General features: G+C 74.2%; 18 protein-coding genes. 6 read left to right on the top strand and 12 right to left on the bottom strand.

All coding sequences use genetic code 11. The features are described 5' to 3' along the window. Nucleotides 1-349: 349 nt before the first annotated feature. From GA0070560_RS02430 to GA0070560_RS02440, 3 genes are read right to left on the bottom strand one after another with little or no spacing between them, the layout of a single operon-like run. Nucleotides 350-1,000 (bottom strand): HAD family hydrolase, encoded by a 651-nt coding sequence (locus tag GA0070560_RS02430; protein ID WP_091290904.1) that lies wholly within the window; start codon nucleotides 998-1,000, stop codon nucleotides 350-352. A 20-nt stretch (nucleotides 1,001-1,020) separates the two neighbouring features. Further along, nucleotides 1,021-1,275 carry a glutaredoxin family protein gene (locus GA0070560_RS02435; protein ID WP_091290664.1) on the bottom strand — a complete coding sequence of 85 codons (255 nt, stop codon included), beginning with the start codon at nucleotides 1,273-1,275 and terminating at the stop codon, nucleotides 1,021-1,023. Then, entirely contained in the window at nucleotides 1,265-2,917 is a 1,653-nt protein-coding gene (locus tag GA0070560_RS02440) for an AMP-binding protein (protein ID WP_091290666.1), read from the bottom strand. The genes GA0070560_RS02435 and GA0070560_RS02440 overlap by 11 nt, the downstream gene beginning before the upstream one ends. A gap of 364 nt (nucleotides 2,918-3,281) precedes the next feature. Here GA0070560_RS02440 and GA0070560_RS02445 point away from each other — a divergent pair, with 364 nt between their 5' ends. The 3 genes from GA0070560_RS02445 to GA0070560_RS02455 all read left to right on the top strand — a co-directional run bounded on the left by GA0070560_RS02445 (nucleotide 3,282) and on the right by GA0070560_RS02455 (nucleotide 6,342). Then, nucleotides 3,282-4,220 (top strand): ECF subfamily RNA polymerase sigma factor, BldN family, encoded by a 939-nt coding sequence (locus tag GA0070560_RS02445; protein ID WP_091290670.1) that lies wholly within the window; start codon nucleotides 3,282-3,284, stop codon nucleotides 4,218-4,220. Between the two features lie 272 nt (nucleotides 4,221-4,492). Continuing rightward, nucleotides 4,493-5,362 carry a DUF5667 domain-containing protein gene (locus tag GA0070560_RS02450; RefSeq protein WP_091290907.1) on the top strand — a complete coding sequence of 290 codons (870 nt, stop codon included), beginning with the start codon at nucleotides 4,493-4,495 and terminating at the stop codon, nucleotides 5,360-5,362. 107 nt (nucleotides 5,363-5,469) lie between these two features. Continuing rightward, on the top strand, nucleotides 5,470-6,342 hold the full coding sequence (locus GA0070560_RS02455; RefSeq protein ID WP_091290673.1) for an HAD family hydrolase: 873 nt from the start codon (nucleotides 5,470-5,472) through the stop codon (nucleotides 6,340-6,342). 49 nt (nucleotides 6,343-6,391) lie between these two features. On the opposite strand, the gene GA0070560_RS02460 is transcribed toward GA0070560_RS02455, so the two are convergent. The 9 genes from GA0070560_RS02460 to GA0070560_RS02500 all read right to left on the bottom strand — a co-directional run bounded on the left by GA0070560_RS02460 (nucleotide 6,392) and on the right by GA0070560_RS02500 (nucleotide 15,546). After that, a complete protein-coding gene (locus GA0070560_RS02460; protein WP_091290910.1) occupies nucleotides 6,392-7,291 on the bottom strand; it encodes a lysophospholipid acyltransferase family protein in 900 nt (299 codons plus the stop codon). Between the two features lie 281 nt (nucleotides 7,292-7,572). Continuing rightward, nucleotides 7,573-8,646: an NAD-dependent epimerase/dehydratase family protein gene (locus GA0070560_RS02465; RefSeq protein ID WP_091290675.1), complete on the bottom strand. Its 1,074-nt coding sequence runs from the start codon at nucleotides 8,644-8,646 to the stop codon at nucleotides 7,573-7,575. Nucleotides 8,647-8,769: 123 nt separating this feature from the next. Next, nucleotides 8,770-8,871: a 30S ribosomal protein bS22 gene (locus tag GA0070560_RS02470; RefSeq protein WP_007465623.1), complete on the bottom strand. Its 102-nt coding sequence runs from the start codon at nucleotides 8,869-8,871 to the stop codon at nucleotides 8,770-8,772. Between the two features lie 208 nt (nucleotides 8,872-9,079). Then, the gene (locus GA0070560_RS02475; RefSeq protein WP_091290679.1) at nucleotides 9,080-9,289 is read right to left on the bottom strand and encodes a helix-turn-helix domain-containing protein; all 210 of its coding nucleotides are present in this window, start codon (nucleotides 9,287-9,289) and stop codon (nucleotides 9,080-9,082) included. Between the two features lie 217 nt (nucleotides 9,290-9,506). Then, nucleotides 9,507-10,691, bottom strand: a complete 1,185-nt coding sequence (locus tag GA0070560_RS02480) for an ABC transporter permease (protein WP_091290682.1) — start codon at nucleotides 10,689-10,691, stop codon at nucleotides 9,507-9,509. After that, the gene (locus GA0070560_RS02485) at nucleotides 10,688-11,647 is read right to left on the bottom strand and encodes an ABC transporter ATP-binding protein (protein WP_091290685.1); all 960 of its coding nucleotides are present in this window, start codon (nucleotides 11,645-11,647) and stop codon (nucleotides 10,688-10,690) included. The genes GA0070560_RS02480 and GA0070560_RS02485 overlap by 4 nt, the downstream gene beginning before the upstream one ends. After that, a complete protein-coding gene (locus GA0070560_RS02490; RefSeq protein WP_091290687.1) occupies nucleotides 11,644-13,023 on the bottom strand; it encodes an efflux RND transporter periplasmic adaptor subunit in 1,380 nt (459 codons plus the stop codon). Before GA0070560_RS02490 ends, GA0070560_RS02485 begins: the two co-directional genes overlap by 4 nt. 50 nt (nucleotides 13,024-13,073) lie before the next feature. After that, a complete protein-coding gene (locus GA0070560_RS02495) occupies nucleotides 13,074-14,510 on the bottom strand; it encodes a hypothetical protein (protein ID WP_211565730.1) in 1,437 nt (478 codons plus the stop codon). Nucleotides 14,511-14,625: 115 nt separating this feature from the next. Further along, complete coding sequence (locus GA0070560_RS02500; protein ID WP_091290690.1) at nucleotides 14,626-15,546, bottom strand: proline dehydrogenase family protein; 921 nt, start codon at nucleotides 15,544-15,546, stop codon at nucleotides 14,626-14,628. Nucleotides 15,547-15,678: 132 nt separating this feature from the next. On the opposite strand from GA0070560_RS02500, the gene GA0070560_RS02505 reads away from it, so the two are divergent. The 3 genes from GA0070560_RS02505 to GA0070560_RS02515 are packed head-to-tail and all read left to right on the top strand — an operon-like array spanning nucleotide 15,679 to nucleotide 17,723. Beyond that, nucleotides 15,679-15,957 (top strand): hypothetical protein, encoded by a 279-nt coding sequence (locus tag GA0070560_RS02505; RefSeq protein ID WP_245675314.1) that lies wholly within the window; start codon nucleotides 15,679-15,681, stop codon nucleotides 15,955-15,957. 1 nt (nucleotide 15,958) lies between these two features. Then, nucleotides 15,959-17,125 carry a glutathionylspermidine synthase family protein gene (locus tag GA0070560_RS02510; protein WP_091290697.1) on the top strand — a complete coding sequence of 389 codons (1,167 nt, stop codon included), beginning with the start codon at nucleotides 15,959-15,961 and terminating at the stop codon, nucleotides 17,123-17,125. A gap of 19 nt (nucleotides 17,126-17,144) precedes the next feature. After that, complete coding sequence (locus GA0070560_RS02515; protein ID WP_091290700.1) at nucleotides 17,145-17,723, top strand: CGNR zinc finger domain-containing protein; 579 nt, start codon at nucleotides 17,145-17,147, stop codon at nucleotides 17,721-17,723. Nucleotides 17,724-17,808: the final 85 nt, after the last annotated feature.

Consider the following 17,808-nt stretch of genomic DNA (forward strand, 5'->3'; position numbering starts at 1 on the left):
TCCGTGCGGTGCGATCCTCGGCCGGTGACCGACCGTTTCGGGACTCCCGCTGGCGACCGAGATTGCCGGCTGTGCTAGCAGGGCGCGTCGGAACTACAGGGTAGGCGCTTGTGAAGACGTGCACAAATCGCGATCTTGCTGGTTCGCGACGCGCCTCCACCAGGCCCTCCATTCTGCAAGATCGATCCGGCGGCCTTGGCCCGCGCCGCTGCGCGATTATTGCTCAATCCCGACTTCTCTGACCAATCACGCGCGCTCCGCGATGACGTGGCGTACCCCTCATCACCACGTACGGTGGCCCCACCCCCGAGGGCCCGCCCGACCGCGGGCGGCCGAGAGGGAACAGGAGTCAGGACAGGGTGGTGGCGAGGGTCACGGCCTCGGTCAGGGTGTCGGCCACCGGGTGACCGGAGGCACGCAGACCGGCCGGGTCCGACAGGCCACCGGTGTAGAGGACACAGTGCGCCCCCACGCTCACGGCGGCGTCGGCATCGTCGATCGAGTCGCCGATCAGCACCACCTCGCGACCGTCCAGGCCCAGCTCGGCCAGGTGCTTGGCCAGCCACTGCGCCTTGAAGCCGCCACCGACCGCGGCGCGCAGCCCGTCCACCCGGGTGAAATGCGGGGTCAGCCCGTACGTGTGCACGGTCGGCACCAGTTCGTCGTGGAACCACATGGACAGCAGCGACTGGGTGCCCGGCCAGGCGGCGATCGCCGTGGTCGCGTCGTCGGCCAGCGCACAGGAGGTCAGCCCGGCCCGGTACGCGTCGTGGAAGATCCGGTCCAACGCGCCGAACGCCTCGGCGTCGACCGCCCGGCCGAGCATGTCCGCGTAGTAGGCGGCGATCGGCCGCCGGAACCGGGCCCGGTGCTCCTCCACGGTCACCGAGGGACCACCGACGCTGGCGAAGGCGACGTTGGTGGCCTCCACCACCAGGCCGAGGTCGTCGAGCAGGGTGCCGTTCCAGTCCCACACCAGGTGTCCGCGCGTCGGAGTCATCGATGCACCGTAGACGCCGGTCACAGCTGCGGGGTGGTCAGGTCCCGCAGCAGCCGCTCCTCCTCCACCCGCCAGTAGCCGTGCTCCTTGCCGTCGAGCAGCACCACCGGCAGCCGGTCACCGTACTCACGCTCCAGCTCGATGTCGTCGGTGACGTCCTTCTCCACCCACCGGTCGCCGGTCACGGCCACCACCCGGTCGAGCGCCGCCTTGGCGTCCTCGCAGAGGTGGCAGCCGGGCCGGGTGATCAGGGCGAGCCGGGCGTCACTGGACATCGGGCACCTCCGGGGAGCGGGCGGCCGGGACGGACCGCAGCTGGGTCTTGCGTACCTTGCCGATCACCGAGTACGGCAGTTCGTCGACGAACTCGACGGCGGTCGGGCACTTGAACCGGGCCAGGTTACGCGCGCAGTGGGCGAGCAGGTCCTCGCCGGTGACCGGCTGCCCGGCCGCCGGCACCACGTACGCCCGCACAGTCTCACCCGTACGGGGGTGCGGCACACCCAGGACGGCCGAGCCGGCCACCCCCGGGTGCGCGTCGAGCACCAGCTCGACCTCGTGCGGGTAGACGTTGAAGCCGTTGACCAGGATCAGCTCGCCCAGCCGGTCGACCAGGAAGAGGTCGCCGTCGGAGTCGGCGTAGGCGACGTCCCCGGTCGCCCACCAGCCGTCAGCGTCCGGTCCACCCCGGCCGTCCGGCCAGTAGCCGGTGAAGAGGTTCGCCCCGCGTACCACGATCTGGCCGGGGTCGGTGCCGGGCGAGGAGTCGGCGAGCCACGGCTCGTCGGGGTCGTCGTCCGGCTCGGCGACGCCGTCGCGCCACAGGTCGGCGGAGTCCGGGCCGACGAGGCGCACCTCGACGCCGGGCAGCGGCCGGCCGATCGAACCGGGCTTCGGCTCCCCGCCGACCAGGGTCGAGGTGAGCACCGGCGCGGTCTCGGTCAGGCCGTACCCGACGTGCACCGGATGCCCGGTGACCTCGGTGAAGCGCGCCGCGGTGGCCGGGTCGAGCGGCGCCGCGCCGCAGACCGCGACCCGCACCGACGCCAGCGCCGCGACGACCGCGTCGGCGTCCGCCGCCGACCAGGCGAGGAACATCGACGGTACGCCGACCAGCACGCTCACCCGGTGCCGGGCGATCTCGTCGAGCGCGCACGAGGGCCCCGGCTCGTCCACCAGCACCCCGGTCGCGCCATGGTGGACGACGGCGCCGAGCCCCGAGTTCAGCCCGTACGCGTGGAACAGCGGCAGCGCGAGCAGCACGGTGTCGTCCGGGCCGACCACCGGGGGCTCGATCCGGTCGATCTGGTCGTGGTTGGCCGCGAGCGCCCGGTGCGACAGCATCGCGCCCTTGGGCCGCCCCTCCGTGCCGGAGGTGTAGAGCAGTACGGCGAGGTCGCCCCCACCGCGTGCCGGTGGCTCCCCCGACTCCTCGGGCAGGGTGGTGTGCACGGCGCGCAGCGCCGGCAGGTCGGCGGCGACGGTGGCCACCCGCTCGGCGACCTCCCCGGTCGCCAGGAGCAGCGCGGCGCCCGAGTCGGCGAGCACATGCCGCAGTTCCCGGGTGGTCAGGCCGGGGTTGACCGGCACCGCGACCAGCCCGGCGCGCAGCGTGGCGAGGAAGGCCACCACGAAGTCCGGCGTGTTGGGCAGGGCGATCGCCACCCGGGCCGGCACGGTGTCGGCTCCGGCGGGATCGGACCGGGCCGGCACGGCGCGGGCCAGCGCCCGGGCCACCGCGGTCACCCGCACGTCCAGTTCGGACCAGGTCAGCGTGGTCTCGCGCCAGTGCAACGCGGGGCGGTCGCCGTGCTCGGCGGCCGCGCGGCGGAGCCGGTCGGCGAGGTGGGGCGCGGTGCTGTCGGCGGCATCCTGCACGGTGGCTGAGTCTGGCACAGCACCACCCCGTCGGACCATGCCCGCAGGACGTTCCACTCCACATCAAGTCGTGACGTGAAAGTCAACCGCACACGACGGACAACCGGTCCGCCATCGGTGCGACGCAGGGGGAAATACTTCGGCCCTGTGTAACGGACTTGCCACGCGCGGGTGACGTTGGCCCTATCATCACTCGGGTCGGCTCACCCCATTTGCCGTGAGTCGACACCCCTCAGCCCGAGGAGGCCCCCGTGCCTGTGAGCGCATTGGACCAGCACCTCAAGGGGATCTGCCGCCCGTCGGCACCTCCCCGCACGGCCCTGCCCGTTCCCGGCGGACCGGACGCCGCAGCGACCTGTCGCCGACCCGCCCGGCCGGCCGCGCAGTGGACCCGGGAGGCGCGATGACCACCTTCGGCTACGCGGAACGGCCCGCCGGGCTCACCGGCCCGACCCCCCGGACATCGCCGAACGAACGGCTGGAGCCAGGTCGCGGCACGGACCCCGGCTCCCGCCGGCTGCACCACAACGAGGCGGCGACCCGACCGGCCGTGCCGGGCGGCAACGCGACGCCCGCCGGCCGGATCGTCGCACCGAGCCGGCCCACCATGCCGGCGCAGAGTCGCCGGGTCGGCGAACCGTCCGCCGTGACCGACCCGGCCGGCGCCGAGACCGCGGTGCTCCCGGCCGTGCCGGCCGGCGACACCGCCGTCATCCCCGCGGTGCCCGCCGCCACCAACCCGAGCACCGGTTTCCCGAGCCGGCCCGACCCGTCCGACCCGGCCACCGAGGTCTGGGCGCTGATCGAGCGCGCGCAGGCCGGCGAGGCCGAGGCGTTCGGCCTGATCTACGACCGGTACGTCGACACCGTCTTCCGCTTCGTCTACTTCCGGGTCGGCAACCGCCAACTGGCCGAGGACCTGACCTCCGACACCTTCCTCCGGGCGCTCAAGCGGATCGGCAGCTTCACCTGGCAGGGCCGGGACCTCGGCGCCTGGTTGGTCACCATCGCCCGGAACCTGGTCGCGGACCACTTCAAGTCCGGCCGGTACCGGCTGGAGGTGACCACCGGCGACGTGCTCGACGCCGACCGCGAGGACCGCGGGCCGGAGGGCAGCCCGGAGGCGGCGGTGGTGGAGCACATCACCAACGTCGCCCTGCTGACGGCGGTCAAGCGGCTCAATCCGGAGCAGCAGGAGTGCATCGTGCTCCGGTTCCTGCAGGGCTTCTCGGTGGCGGAGACCGCCCGCGCGATGGGCAAGAACGAGGGAGCCATCAAGGCGTTGCAGTACCGGGCCGTCCGCGCCCTCGCCCGACTGCTCCCGGACGGCTTCCAGCCCTGACGCGGCCCTCACGCCGGCCCCTGCCCGGGGCCGGCGAACGTCCGGGCGTCCGTGACGACGATCACTCTTGGTGATTTCGCCTCCGCCGCCCCGTAACCGGCACCCGGCGCGGTCCGTTTCTCCGGGTGCGACCCGTGGTTGTCCCGGCGTCCCCGGGCCACCCGGTCCGGCCCGGACGGTCGGCACCCGTGCCGTCCGTCGGCGTCACGCTGCCACCGGTCGCTGGCGACGACCACGGCCGACCGGCCGGACAGCGAGAGGGGGTGCCTGCGGTGGACAGCGACCTCTTCTCCCGTCGGCGGGCCGCACGCTTCGCCCAGCTTCTCGACGAGGCGAACGGCGGCCGGCGTCACCACGTCCGGTGCCGCGCCGACGACCAGCTCGCCGCCCTGGTGGCGGTCGGGCGGCAGCTCACCGAGGAACGGCCGGACGTCGAGGTCGACACCGAGTTCCGGACCGGGCTGCGCGCCATGCTGGTGGCCACTGCGGAACGGGAGGGCGTCGGCCGGGCGTCGGCGACCGCGCCGGAGACCGCACCGGCCGGCACCCGGGCCTCGCTGCTCGGCGCGGTGACCGCCCGTCAGGTCCGCGCCCGGGGCGCCATCCTGGTCGGCATCGCCGCCGGTGCCGTCGCGGTGTCGGGCATCTCCGCCGCCAGTGAGGACGCGGTCCCCGGTGACGCGCTGTACGGCATGAAGCGCTCCACCGAACGGGCCCAGCTCGCCCTGACCGGCTCGGACCTCAGCCGGGGCCAGCTCTTCCTCGACTTCGCCCGCACCCGGCTGGACGAGGCCGCCTCCCTGCGCGGCGACCTGACCGGCTTCCGCGCGGTGATGGACGACATGGACGCCGACACCCGCCAGGGCGTACGCCTGCTCACCACCGCCTCGGCACAGCGGTCGGACACCGCCGGGCTGGACGCGGTGAACACCTTCGTGGCCGGGCAGCGCCAGGCGGTCAGCGGGCTGCTCGACGGGGCCGACCGCGCCGAGCGGGAGCGGACCCGGCGGTCGCTGGCCCTGCTGGACGCGATCCGCAAGCGCTCCGACGCGCTGCGCTCCGCCATCGCCTGCGGGCTGCCCACGCCGGTCGGCACCGACGCCCTCGGCCCCGCCCCGGCCACCTGCCCCGTCGGCCGCTGAGCGCGCGGAGCAGTTCACGCCACAGTTGCGCCTTCGGGCGACCGCCCGTCACGGACCCCCGACTAGGCTCAGGGACAGGCGCGGTCGTCGTACGGAGGGAGGTCGCCGTGGTCCGGTCCCGCAAGGTCACGGTCAGCACCGACGTCCACGGGCACACCGCCGGCTGGGCGGAGGCCGAGCCGGCCGTCCCGGTGGCCCCCGATCCGAGCGCCGCGGCCTTCTTCGACGTGGACAACACGATGATGCAGGGCGCCTCGATCTACTGGTTCGCCCGCGGGCTCGCCGCCCGCAAGTACTTCACCACCGCCGATCTGGCCCGGTTCGCCTGGCAGCAGGCCCGGTTCCGGCTGCTCGCCACCGAGCACGCCGGGGACATGTCGCAGGCCAAGGAGGCGGCCCTCGCCTTCATCGAGGGCTGGCGGGTGGACGAGATCGAGCGGCTCGCCGAGGAGATCTTCGACGAGCTGATGGCCCCCCGCATCTGGGCCGGTACGCGCCGCCTCGCCCAGCGGCACCTCGACGCGGGTGAGCGGGTCTGGCTGGTCAGCGCCGCCCCGGTGGAGATCGGCCGGGTGATCGCGACCCGGCTCGGCCTGACCGGCGCGATCGGCACGGTGGCCGAGGTGGTCGACGGCGCGTACACCGGGCGGCTGGTCGGCGACCTGATGCACGGCCCGGCCAAGGCGGAGGCGGTCACCCAGCTCGCCGCAGTGGAAGGGCTGGACCTGTCCCGCTGCGCGGCCTACAGCGACTCGGCGAACGACCTGCCGATGCTCTCCACCGTGGGCCGGGCGGTGGCGATCAATCCGGACGGGACGCTGCTGCGGCAGGCCCGGGACCGGGGGTGGGAGGTGCGGGACTTCCGGACCGGCCGGCGGGCGGTCAAGATCGCCGTACCGTCGACCGCCGCGGCCGGGCTGCTCGCCGGCGCGGTCAGCGCGGGGATGGCCCTGCACCGCCGCCGACGCGCCGGGGTCTGACCGACCACGCGGGTGACCGGGCCACGACCCGCGCCCGCACTGCCCCGGGTCAGGGGCCGAACGGGTCGGGGCGGCGTTCCAGCAGCTTGTGGAGGGTGTGCTGGATGGTCTCGCGGACCTGGTCGGCGAGGTTGAAGACGACCAGCGGGTCGTCGGCGGAGTCGGTCAGGTGCGCCGTCGGGATCGGCGGGCAGAACTCGATCAGCCACTTGCTCGGCAGCGGCACCATGCCCAGCGGGCCCAGCCACGGGAAGGTCGGCGTGACCGGGAAGTACGGCAGCTTGAGCAGCCGGGCGAGCGGCTTGATGTCGGCGAGCATCGGGTAGATCTCCTCGCCCCCGACGATGGCGACCGGCACGATCGGGGTGCCGGTACGCAGCGCCGCCGACACGAACCCGCCCCGGCCGAAGCGTTGCAGCTTGTACCGGTCGGAGTAGAGCTTGCCGATGCCCTTGAAGCCCTCCGGGAAGACGCCGACCAGTTCCCCGCCGCCGAGCAGCCGCTCCGCGTCCGGGTTGCAGGCGACCGTGCCGCCGGTCTTGCGGGCGATCTCGGAGACCACCGGCATCCGGAAGACCAGGTCCGCGCCGAGCAGCCGCAGGTAGCGGTGCCCGGGATGCTGGTCGTGCAGGGCGGTGGAGAGGATCATCGCGTCCAGCGCCACGGTGCCGGAGTGGTTGCCCACCACCAGGCCGGCACCCTGGACGGGCACGTGCTCCAGGCCGGTGACCTCGGTGCGGAACCAGTCCCGGTACAGCCGGCGCAGCAGCGGATGGAAGACCGCGTCGGTCAGCTCCGGGTCGAAGCCGAACTCGTCGACCTCGTACTCGCCGGCGAGCCGTCGCCGCAGGAACGCCAGCCCGGCGGCGACCTTCCGGTCCCAGTGGTCCCCCGCCCGGTCCGGCACCGCCGGCCCCTCCGGCGACCCACCGGTCGGCGACTCGTCGATGGCGGCCACCGGCTCCGGCTCGTCGGCACCGGAACCGACCGGCACGTCACGCCCGGGCACCTCGTCCGGGTGCCGATCGGCCGGGTCCGGCCCGTCGGCCGTCGCGGGGGCGCGGACCGGCTCGTCGGTGGCCGAGGTGTCCGGCTCGTCCCGCGCCGCCGGTGCGGGGGCGGCGGCCTTCGTGGTGCGCCGGTGCCCGTTGCGCCGCGCCGGCTGCGCGTCCGGCCCGGCCACGGTCAGCGGTACGTCGTACCGGCCCTCGGGGCGCTCGTCGGACCTGCTCACGAACGCTCCTGTACGGCTGAACGGACCTGGCGGATGCTCTCCATCACCAACTGCTCGGCGGCGGCGAGCGTGTCCCGGGTGAGCACCACGCCGCCGTGGTGGGCGCGGATGAAGTCGTCGAACGCGGCGGCGGTGGATCGCGGGGTGAAGCCGTACTCCTGCTCCAGCCGGCTGGTGTCCACCACCCGGCCGTGCACGAAGAGGTCGACCTGGTCGAGGCCGTAACGGCCGAAGCCGAGGTTGCGGGCGAGCGCGGCGGCCCCGGAGAGGCCCGGTTCCAGCACCGGCACGGCGACCCGGCCGGCCCGCCGGATCGCCTGGGAGAGGGAGAGCACCCCCGGCCCGGCGACGTTGTACGTCCCCGGATGGTCCTCGGCGATGGACCGGTGCAGCACCTCCAGGGCGTCGTCGAAGTGCACGAACTGCAGGCGCGGGTCCCGCCCGAAGACGGTCGGGACGAACGGCTGGGAGAAGTAGCGGGTGAGCGTGGTGTCCGCGGTGGAGCCGATGAAGGGCGCGAAGCGCAGCACGGTGGCGGTGACGTCGGGCCGGCGACGGCGGAACCCGCGGACGTACCCCTCTATGTCGAGGATGTCGCGGCCGAAACCGCCGCGTGGCACCTCGCGCGGCTCGGTCTCCTCGGTGAAGACCGCCGGGTCCCGGAAGGACGCGCCGTACGCGGCGGTCGAGGAGCGGACCACGAGCTTGCGCAGCCGGGGTGCCCGCTGGCAGGCGGCGAGCAGTTGCATGGTGCCGATGACGTTCTGTTCCTTCATCGCCGTCCGGCCGCCGTGCTGCGGGTCGGGGGCGCTGACCAGCGCGAGGTGCACCACGGCGTCGACGTCGAGGTCGGCGAGGAGGCCGGCGAGGGAGCCGAGGTCGAGGCGGACCCGCTCGACCCGGTCGAGCAGGTCGGTGAACTCGGGGCCCGGGGTGGTGGGGTCGACGCCGATCACCCGCTCGATGCGGGGGTCGGCGGCGAGCCGGGCGGCGACGTGCGCGCCGAGGTAGCGGCCGACCCCGGTCACGACGACGACCCCCGGAGCACCTGGGGTGCCACCGGGGGTCATCGAGAACGCCTTGACCGGCAGGCGGGACCGAGCCGGGACGTCCGCGGCCTGATCACCTGAGCCTCCGAGGGTCGACGGTTCTGGCAAGTGGTGCCGGATGCCGGGCCGTGGCCCGGCATCCGGTCACTTGCCGAGACGGCGACGCTGGACGCGGGTCTTGCGCAGCAGCTTGCGGTGCTTCTTCTTAGCCATGCGCTTGCGGCGCTTCTTGACCACCGAGCCCATACGACAGCCTTTCAATGCAACGTGCGGGGCGGACGGGTGGCACCACGACGGTGGCGCCGGCGACCGCTTGCGGACAACGGAACCGGACCAGCCTGGTGGCGTCGGGGCACACCGGCGTTGCGGTCACGGTCGACTCCAGGGTAGCCGGAGAGCATCAGCAGGACCAACGCGCCCCCGTCGATGCCCGTTACGTCGCACTCGACACCGGTCAGGCGGTCTCCTGGAACGCGCCCCGGAGATAGTCGTGCACCGCGTGCTCGGGCACCCGGAACGAGCGGCCGACCCGGACCGCGGTCAGCTCACCGCTGTGCACCAGGCGGTAGACCGTCATCTTGGACACCCGCATGACCGACGCCACCTCGGCGACGGTCAGGAACCTGACATCCGACAGCCGACCGTCGGACTGTGACCCGGCCATGGCTCACCCGACCCATCCCATGCCCGGCGCGTGCCACCCGAGGTGGAGATCCCGCCCGGCCGACAACGCGCGTGTAACCAGTACGGTAGCGGGGCGGCTGTGACCGGCGCGATCCCTTCGTACAACTGATCATGCCCGAGCCGTTGTTCACCCGGTCGTGACCTGCCGTCATCCACCCGAAAGCGCGTCCCGTCCCGTTGCCGCGACCGGCGGCGGGTCACTCGGCACGCAACGCGACCACCGGGTCCAGGCGACCGGCCCGTTGCGCCGGGACCACCCCGAAGACGATGCCCACCGCCGCGGAGACCCCGAAGGCGAGCGCCAGCGACCACCAGGTGATCGCCGCCGGGATCGGCGAGACGGCGTCCACCAGCAGCGCGGCGCCCACCCCGAGGGCCATGCCGGTCAGCCCGCCGATCGCGGTGAGCAGCACCGCCTCCAGCAGGAACTGCACGCCGATGTCCCGGGGACGCGCGCCGACCGCCTTGCGCAGGCCGATCTCCCGGGTCCGCTCCCGTACCGAGACGAGCATGATGTTGGAGACGCCGACCCCGCCGACCAGCAGCGAGATGCCGGCGATGGCGGCCAGCACGCCGGTGAGCACGCCCAGGATGTCGCCGAGCACGCCGAGGATCTGCTGCTGGGTGACCGCGCTGAACTCGGTGTCCGGGTGCCGGCGGGACAGTTCGGCGACGATCCGGTCGCCCAACTCGTCGATCCGCTCCCGGTCCGGGGCCTTCACCGCGATACCGTCCACCCGCTGGGTGCCCCAGAGCCGCTGCGCGGCGGTGACCGGCACGTGCACCTCGTCGTCCCGGTCGACACCGAGGCTCTGCCCCAGCGGCGTGAAGACGCCGATCACCCGGAACCGGACCCCGGCGAGCGTCACCTGCTGGCCGAGCGGCTCCCGGTCCGGGAAGAGGGCGCGGGCCACCGAGTCCCCGAGCACGGCCACCCGGCGGCTGGTGTCCACGTCCGCGCCGGTCAGGTAGCGCCCCCGGGCCAGTGACCGGGTGAAGACCGTCGGAGTGGTCTCCAGCACCCCCTGCACGGTCGTGAAGTCGGAGCGGTTGCCGGCGCGGGCGGTCGCGCCGGAGGCGATGGTGACCGCGACCCGGTCGGGGTCACCGACCACCCGGGACACCGCGTCCACGTCCTTGAGCGTCAGCGGCGACACCACCGGGGCGGTGCCCACCTCGATCCGGCCGGGAACCACCAGCAGCAGGTTGGAGCCGAGCCCTTCGACCTGCTGCTCGACCTTCTGCTTGGTGCCGGTGCCGATGGCGACGAGCAGCACCACCGAGGCCACCCCGATGATCACGCCGAGCATGGTCAGCGCGCTGCGCATCCGGTTGGCGCGCAGTGCGTCCAGCGCCACCCGCCAGGCCTCGGCCACCCTCACGCCGCACCCCCGGCCGCCGGCTCGCGCGGAAGGCGCCCGGTGGCTCCGGCGGCGCCACCGGAGCCACCGGACGGGTGCCCCGGGCCGCTTCCGGACGCGGACCGGGGCTCCGCGCTGGGAGCGGCCCCCAGTGTCTCAGGTCCGTCTCCGGCGTCCGACAGCGGTCGATCATGAACGACCGGCCCGGTCGCCCGGGACGGGTCCGCCTCGCCGCGCACCCGGTCCCGACCCGCCGCCTCCTGCCACGTCGTCGCAGGTGACGCCGCGCCGGCGGTGTCCGACACGACCACCCCGTCCCGCATCGCGATCCGCCGCCGGGCCCGGGCCGCCACCTCGTTGTCGTGGGTCACCATCACCAGGGCCACCCCCGACTCGGCGTTGAGCTGCTCCAGCAGGGCCAGCACCGCCTGACCGGTCGCGGTGTCCAGGTTGCCGGTCGGCTCGTCGGCGAGCAGCACCGTCGGGTCGGTGACCAGCGCACGGGCAATCGCCACCCGCTGCTGCTCCCCGCCGGACATCTGGTTGGGCCGGTGCTCCAGCCGGTGCCCGAGGCCGACCCGACCGAGCATCGCCGCCGCCCGAGCGCGCCGCTGCCGCGCGCCCACCCCCCGGTACACCAGCGGCAGCGCCACGTTGTCCACCGCCGAGGTACGCGGCAGCAGGTGGAACGCCTGGAACACGAAGCCGATGGTCTCGTTGCGCAGCGTCGCCAGCTCCGGCGCGGAGAGGGTGTGCACGTCCCGGCCGCCGATCACCAGCCGGCCGCCGGTCGGCCGGTCCAACCCACCGAGCAGGTGCATCAGGGTCGACTTGCCGGAGCCGGACGGCCCGACCAGGGCCACGTAGTCGCCGGGCGCGACGGTCAGCGTCACCCCCCGCAGCGCCGGCACCGACACCCCGTCGAGCTGGTACGTGCGGGACACGTCGACGGCCTCGATCGCAGGAGCGGGGTTCACCGGACTTCCTGGCCGTCGGTGACCCGGTCGGCCCCGCGTACCACCACCTGGTCGCCGGCCTGCACCCCGTCGAGGATCTGCACCAGGTCCGGCCCCTGCACGCCCACGGTGACCGCCACCCGGTCCGCCTGGCCGTCCCGGACCAGCCAGACGGCGTCCCGGCCGTCGGCGGAGAAGACCGCCGAGGCGGGGACGGTGACCGCGTCGGTGGCCTCGCGCACCCGCAGCCGGACCACGGCGTTCATGCCGGGGCGGGGCGCCGGGGCCGCCTCCTGATCACCGAGCCGGCCCGCGCCGAGGGCGAGCCGCACCCGGTAGCTGACCCCACCCCGCGCCGAACTGCTGGGCAGCACGTCGACCGAGCGGACCGTGGCGTCGTACGTGGCGCCGGTGACCGCGTCCAACTCCACCGTGGCGGTCAGGCCGGGACGGACCAGCAGCACGTCCGTCTCGTCCACCTCGGCGAGCAGGCCGAGCGCGCCGGTGTCCACGACGGTGAGGATCGGGGTGCCGGCGGTGACCCGGCCGCCGGCCGGGATCGCGTCGTCCACCCCCGGCGGCGGTCCGGAGCGGGTCGGGCCGAGCGCCGACGGATCGAGACCGGCCGGAAGCTGACCCCCGCCGAGCAGGGCCGACAGATCGGCGCCGCCCCCGGACGGGGTGCCGCCCGGCTGCACCACCCCCGGAATCGGGGCGCGCAGGGTCAGCGCGTCGACGGTCGCCTTCGCCAGGTCGTACGCCTGGCGGGCCTGCAGCCGTTGCGCCGACGACAGCGCGCCGACGGCCGAGTTGAGCCCGGCGACGCCCCGCTGCACCGACCGGACCGCCTCGTCGGCGGTACGCGCGGCGGCGGCGTACTGCCGCTGCGCGGAGGTGACCTGGGCCAGCAGCGCGTCGCGTACCTTCTGGTCGGCGATCTTTCCGGCGGCCTCGCGGGCGGCGTCGAACGCCTCGTCGGCGGCCCGGTCGGTACCGCGCCGGCGGGTGCCCAGGTGGCCGACGGCGACGCCCCGGCCGGCCCGGTCGGCGGCCCGCAGCGCCTCGCGGGCCTGGCGGAGCCGTTCCTGGGCGGACGGCGAACTCACCACGGCGAGCACCTGGCCCCGCCGCACCCGCTGTCCGGGCTGGACGCGGAGGCTGGCCAGGGTGCCGTCGGCGGGGGCGGTGACGGTGGCGGCGGCGCGGGCCGTCACGGTGGCCGGGGCGTCGATCACCTCGGCGACGGCAGCGCGGGACGCCGGGGCGAGCGCGACGTCGGACTTCTCGTCGCCGCACGAGGCGGCGGTGCCGCCGGTCAGGGCGACGACGGCGAGCAGGGCGGTGAGCAGGCGGGGCCGCGTGGCTGTCAGGGGCCGCGGCGAGTCGGTGCGGCGCACCGGCCAACCCTAGCCCGGCGTCGATGCCACCGGCGGAGCGGCCGCCGCCGTCACCCGGCCACCGACCGGACGTACCCGACGCACTCGTCGTGCAGCGTCGACCACCGCTCGCCGAGGACCTGCTCGGACGCCTCCTCCACCGGCCGCCGGTCGTGCACCACGGACCGGAAGAAGGCCAGCACCTGCTGCTCGCCGTACCGGTCGACCAGGTGACGGACGGCGAGGTAGCCGACGCCGTAGCTGCCGCCGACCCGGTCCGCCGGTGCCGTGTCGGCCGGGGCGAGCGCCGCCAGCCGGCCGTCCCAGCCGCCGGTGACCAGTCGCCGGACCTCGTCCAGCCCGTCGTAGCGGCTCACCCGCGCGCCGTCGGCCCCGGCGTACTCGGCCAACCCCTCCACCAGCCACCAGGTCGGCCGGCCGGGATGGCCCCGGTCGGGCAGCGAGGCGGCGTGGGTCAGCTCGTGCCGCAGCAGCTCGCCCCGGCCGGAGGCGGACAGCGCGTCGGCGTTCAGCACCACCTCGTGGTGGCCACCGCCGACGCTGACGGCGTACCCGGCGGTCCACTTCGGGCGACCACCGCCGTACCAGCGTCGCCACTCTGCCCGGCCGGCGTAGAAGACGCGGTACCGGTCCGGGGGTGGGCCGGCCACCGCGTACCGGTCGGCCACCTTCGCCGCCTCCTCCGCCTCGGCGAGCAGGCCGGGCAGCTTCCCCCGCAGCGCCGGGGTGGTGGCGACGACGGTCCGCGCGCCGACGGCCACCACCAGCTCACTGACCTCCCAGGGCCGGGCGCCGGTCCGCGCCGAGCGGGACTCCTCGACGGCGAGCAGCAGCGGCGCGTCGCCGCCCTCCCGCCAACGGGTGGCGGCCAGCACCGGGCTCGGCGTGCAGTCCGGCACCACGAGGCAGTACCGGAAGGCGACCAGTTGCCGCCACTGGCCCGGCCGCCCGGCGACCGGGGTGGGCAGGCCCTGGGGCTCGGCGTGCCAGACGGAGACCCGCAGCGCCCGCAGCGCGGCGAAGCGACGGGTGAGCTCGGCCCGGGCGCCCCGGTCGGCGACCGCGAGGAAGCCGGCCCGGTCCCCGCCGAGCAGCGCGACGGCCTGCCGGTCGAGCTGGGCGGTCAGCCGCTCGGCGACCCGCCGGGCGGCGAGGGTCGCGGGATCGTCCGACGCGGCGGAGGGACGGCCGGTCGCGGAACGGCCGGCGTCCCGGTCCGCCAGCCCGGTCAGCAGTGCCGCCGGCACGCCGCAGGCCAGCAGCACGAGGACCGTCGCGAGCGCCGCCCAGCCCCACCACCGCCGGCGTACGCGCCCGGCCGGCCCAGGGGCCGGGCCCGCAGCCACGTCCGGGGCCGGGGTGGGATCCGGGGCCGGGACGGAGGTCGGGGTTTCGGCTACGGGTGGAGGCGCGTCGATCCGGATGCCCGGCGCGGGCTCGCCCGGCCCCGGCTCGTCCGCCACGTCGGTCGCCGGCCCGTCAGTCACCGGCGAAGGGTACGGCCGATCGGGTGATCCCGGCCAGCGCCACTCGCGTGCCGAATCGGCGGGCGCGTACGACGGCCAGTGGGCGCTGGAGTCGCCGTGCCCCCGGACGTCCGGCCTACGTCCTCGACATCAGGGCCCGGCCGAAGAACATCAGGTTCGCCGGCCGCTCGGCGAGCCGGCGCATCAGGTAGCCGTACCAGTCCTCGCCGTACGGCAGGTAGGTCCGCACCGTGTACCCCTCGCCCACCAGCCGGGTCTGCTCCTCCGGCCGGATGCCGTACAGCATCTGGAACTCGAAGCGGTCCGGGCTGCGGTCGAACCACCGGGCCCGGTCCTCGCCGATGGCGATCAGACGCGGGTCGTGGGTGGCCAGCATCGGGTAGCCGGCCCCGGACATCAGCACGTTCATGCAGCGCACGTACGACTTGTCCACCTCGCGGGCGGACTGGTACGCCACCGACTCCGGCTCCTTGTACGCCCCCTTGCAGAGCCGCACCCGGGACCCGGCGCCGGCCAGCTCACGGCAGTCGGACTCGGTGCGCCGCAGGTACGCCTGGAGCACCGCGCCGGTCGACGGGTGGTCCTTGCGGAGCTTGGCCAGGATGTCCAGCGTCGAGTCGGTGGTGGTGTGGTCCTCCATGTCCAGGGTGACCGTGGTGCCGGCCTCGTCGGCCGCCGCACAGATCGCCCGGGCGTTGTCGTACGCCAGTTGCTCGTCGAACTTCTGGCCCAGCGCGGAGAGCTTCACGCTCACCTCGGCGGCCGGGGTGAGCCCGGCACCGGAGAGCATCCGCAGCAGTGTGAGGTATTCGTCCCGGGTGGCGGTGGCCTGCTCTGCGGTGACGGTGTCCTCACCGAGGTTGTCGAGGGTGACCGCGAGGCCGTCGGCGACGAGTTCGCGGGTCGCGCGCAACGCGTCGTCGGTGCCGCTGCCGGCGACGAACCGGCGGACGACGTCCCGGGTGAACGGGGCCGTCGCGATGAGCCGCTCCACCTGGGATGACCGGGAGGCGGCGAGGATGACGGAACGGAGCATGAGCCGAGCGTAACGCCCGCCGACCGTCGTCGGCCCGGGGGCGGCCGGAGCACCGGCCATCGGGTTCCGGGCGCCTGACAGGCCCCGTTCGGGGGAGCGCGCCGGTGGCATCCATCGGTTACAACCATGAACGTGGAACGACACCCTCGCCGCCGGCTCCGGTCCGCCTCCGTGCAGCTCGGCGCGCTCACTGCCCTGGCGCTCGCCCTGTCCGGCTGCAACATGTCCTCCGACGACGACGATGACGACTGCGCCCTCGGGCCGGTCGGCGGCGGCGGGGACACGGTCGCGCTGGCGATGCGGGTGCCGACCGTCACCGTCGGGGCCGGGCGCACCGAGCCCCGACCCCCGGCCACCGCCGTGCCGGAGCGGGGCGGCTTCGGCACCCACCTCGCCTCCTGCGGCGGCTGAGGTGCGACGCGAGGCGGCCACCCCCCGTCCGGGCTGGGAGGCCACCATCCTCGAACAGGGCCTGGTCTACGCCACCACCGAACTGCCCGACGGCGACACCATGTCGTACTGGGACGAGACGGCGGCGTACGCCTTCGACCTGGCCGAGGTGCTGCGGCTGGAGGAGGCGACCGAGGAGCTGCACCGGATGTCGGTCGCCGCCGCCGAGCACATCGTCGCCCGCAACCGGTACGCCGAGTTCGGCATCCCGGCCTGGGCCGCCGAGGCGGTGGCCCGGTCACTGCGGGAGCAGCCGCCGACCCTCTACGGCCGCTTCGACCTCGCCTACGACGGCAGTTGGCCGCCGAAGCTGCTCGAGTACAACGCCGACACCCCCACCTCGCTGGTCGAGGCGAGCATCATCCAGTGGTACTGGCTGGAGGGGACGCACCCCGACGCCGACCAGTGGAACAGCCTGCACGAGCGGCTGGTCGGGGCCTGGGCCAGGATCGGCGCCGGGCTGCACGACCGGCGGGTGCACGTGTGCTGGTCGAACGAGGAGGAGTCCGGCGAGGACCAGATCACCGCCGGCTACCTCGCCGAGACGGCCCGGCAGGCCGGACTGGACGTGACGCTCCTGCCGATCCAGCACATCGGCTGGGACGGCCGGCGCTTCGTCGACGCCGAGGACCGGCCGGTGACCACCTGCTTCAAGCTCTACCCGTGGGAGTGGATGCTGGCCGAGCCGTACGGCCCACCGGCGCTGGAGCCGGGCACCCCGACCACCTGGATCGAGCCGGCCTGGAAGCTGCTGCTGTCCAACAAGGCGCTGCTCGCCGTGCTCTGGGAGCTGTACCCGGGCCACGAGTACCTGCTCCCGGCGTACCTGGACTCGCCGCGTCAGATGACCGAGTACGTGGCGAAGCCGCTGCTCGGCCGGGAGGGCGGCTCGGTGCGCATCGTCACCGGCGACACCGAGTTCACCAGTCCGGGCATCTACGGCGACGAGGGCTACTGCTACCAGGAGTTCCGGGCGTTGCCGGAGTTCGCCGGCAACCACATGGTGCTGGGGAGCTGGATCGTCGACGGCGAGTCGGCCGGCGTCGGCATCCGGGAGAGCGAGAGCCTCGTCACGGACGGATACGCACGGTTCCTGCCGCACTACATCGACGCGCCGCGCGCCTGTTGAGTCGTCTACGGTTGGTGTCGTGAACTTCGACGCGTACGCCCGGACCGGCGTTGATCTCGTCAACGCCCGTCTGGACGACCTCGACGACCTGCGGGCCCTCTTTCCGGACGAGAACGCGTGGATGCGCGACGAGGTCTCGGAGCGGGATCTGGCGATCTTCCGGCGGGCGCAGAAGCGCCTGCGCGACGTGTTCGACTACGGCACCTCGGGGCGCGACGGCCAGGCGGTGGTCGAACTGAACACCCTGCTGGAGGCGTTCCCGGTGCAGCCGCGAATCTCCGGCCACGACTCCAGCGACTGGCACATGCACGTGACCAGCCGGGGCGCCTCGGTCAGCGCGGAATACCTCGCGGGCGCGGTCTGGGGCCTGTCGGTCTGGCTCTGCGAGTACGGCAGCGCCCGGTTCGGGGTCTGCGCGGACGAGCGCTGCGGCAACGTCTACCTGGACACCTCGTCCAACTGCTGCCGCCGGTTCTGCTCGGAGCGCTGTGCCACCCGCTCCCACGTGGCCGCCCACCGGGCCCGCAAACGCGCCGCCGTCAGCGACCAACTCCCCGTCCCCACCCAACCCGAAGCCCCCCTCACCCCCGTCAGCTGACCCGACCCACCCCCCACCCTGCCGGACAGTGCCGGTGATCAAGAAGTTTGCGTACTCCGGAGGCCCGGAACCGTGCACAAACCTC

Origin of the sequence: Micromonospora halophytica, from assembly GCF_900090245.1 — a bacterium.
GTDB classification, from domain to species: Bacteria; Actinomycetota; Actinomycetes; order Mycobacteriales; family Micromonosporaceae; genus Micromonospora; species Micromonospora halophytica.

Bases quoted from the DNA above. Each gene is read 5' to 3' on its own strand.
- GA0070560_RS02430 (WP_091290904.1), bottom strand. From the start codon at position 1,000: ATGACTCCGACGCGCGGACACCTGGTGTGGGACTGGAACGGCACCCTG.
- GA0070560_RS02475 (WP_091290679.1), bottom strand. From the start codon at position 9,289: ATGGCCGGGTCACAGTCCGACGGTCGGCTGTCGGATGTCAGGTTCCTG.
- GA0070560_RS02435 (WP_091290664.1), bottom strand. From the start codon at position 1,275: ATGTCCAGTGACGCCCGGCTCGCCCTGATCACCCGGCCCGGCTGCCAC.
- GA0070560_RS02465 (WP_091290675.1), bottom strand. From the start codon at position 8,646: ATGACCCCCGGTGGCACCCCAGGTGCTCCGGGGGTCGTCGTCGTGACC.
- GA0070560_RS02440 (WP_091290666.1), bottom strand. From the start codon at position 2,917: ATGGTCCGACGGGGTGGTGCTGTGCCAGACTCAGCCACCGTGCAGGAT.
- GA0070560_RS02445 (WP_091290670.1), top strand. From the start codon at position 3,282: ATGACCACCTTCGGCTACGCGGAACGGCCCGCCGGGCTCACCGGCCCG.
- GA0070560_RS02470 (WP_007465623.1), bottom strand. From the start codon at position 8,871: ATGGGCTCGGTGGTCAAGAAGCGCCGCAAGCGCATGGCTAAGAAGAAG.
- GA0070560_RS02500 (WP_091290690.1), bottom strand. From the start codon at position 15,546: ATGCTCCGTTCCGTCATCCTCGCCGCCTCCCGGTCATCCCAGGTGGAG.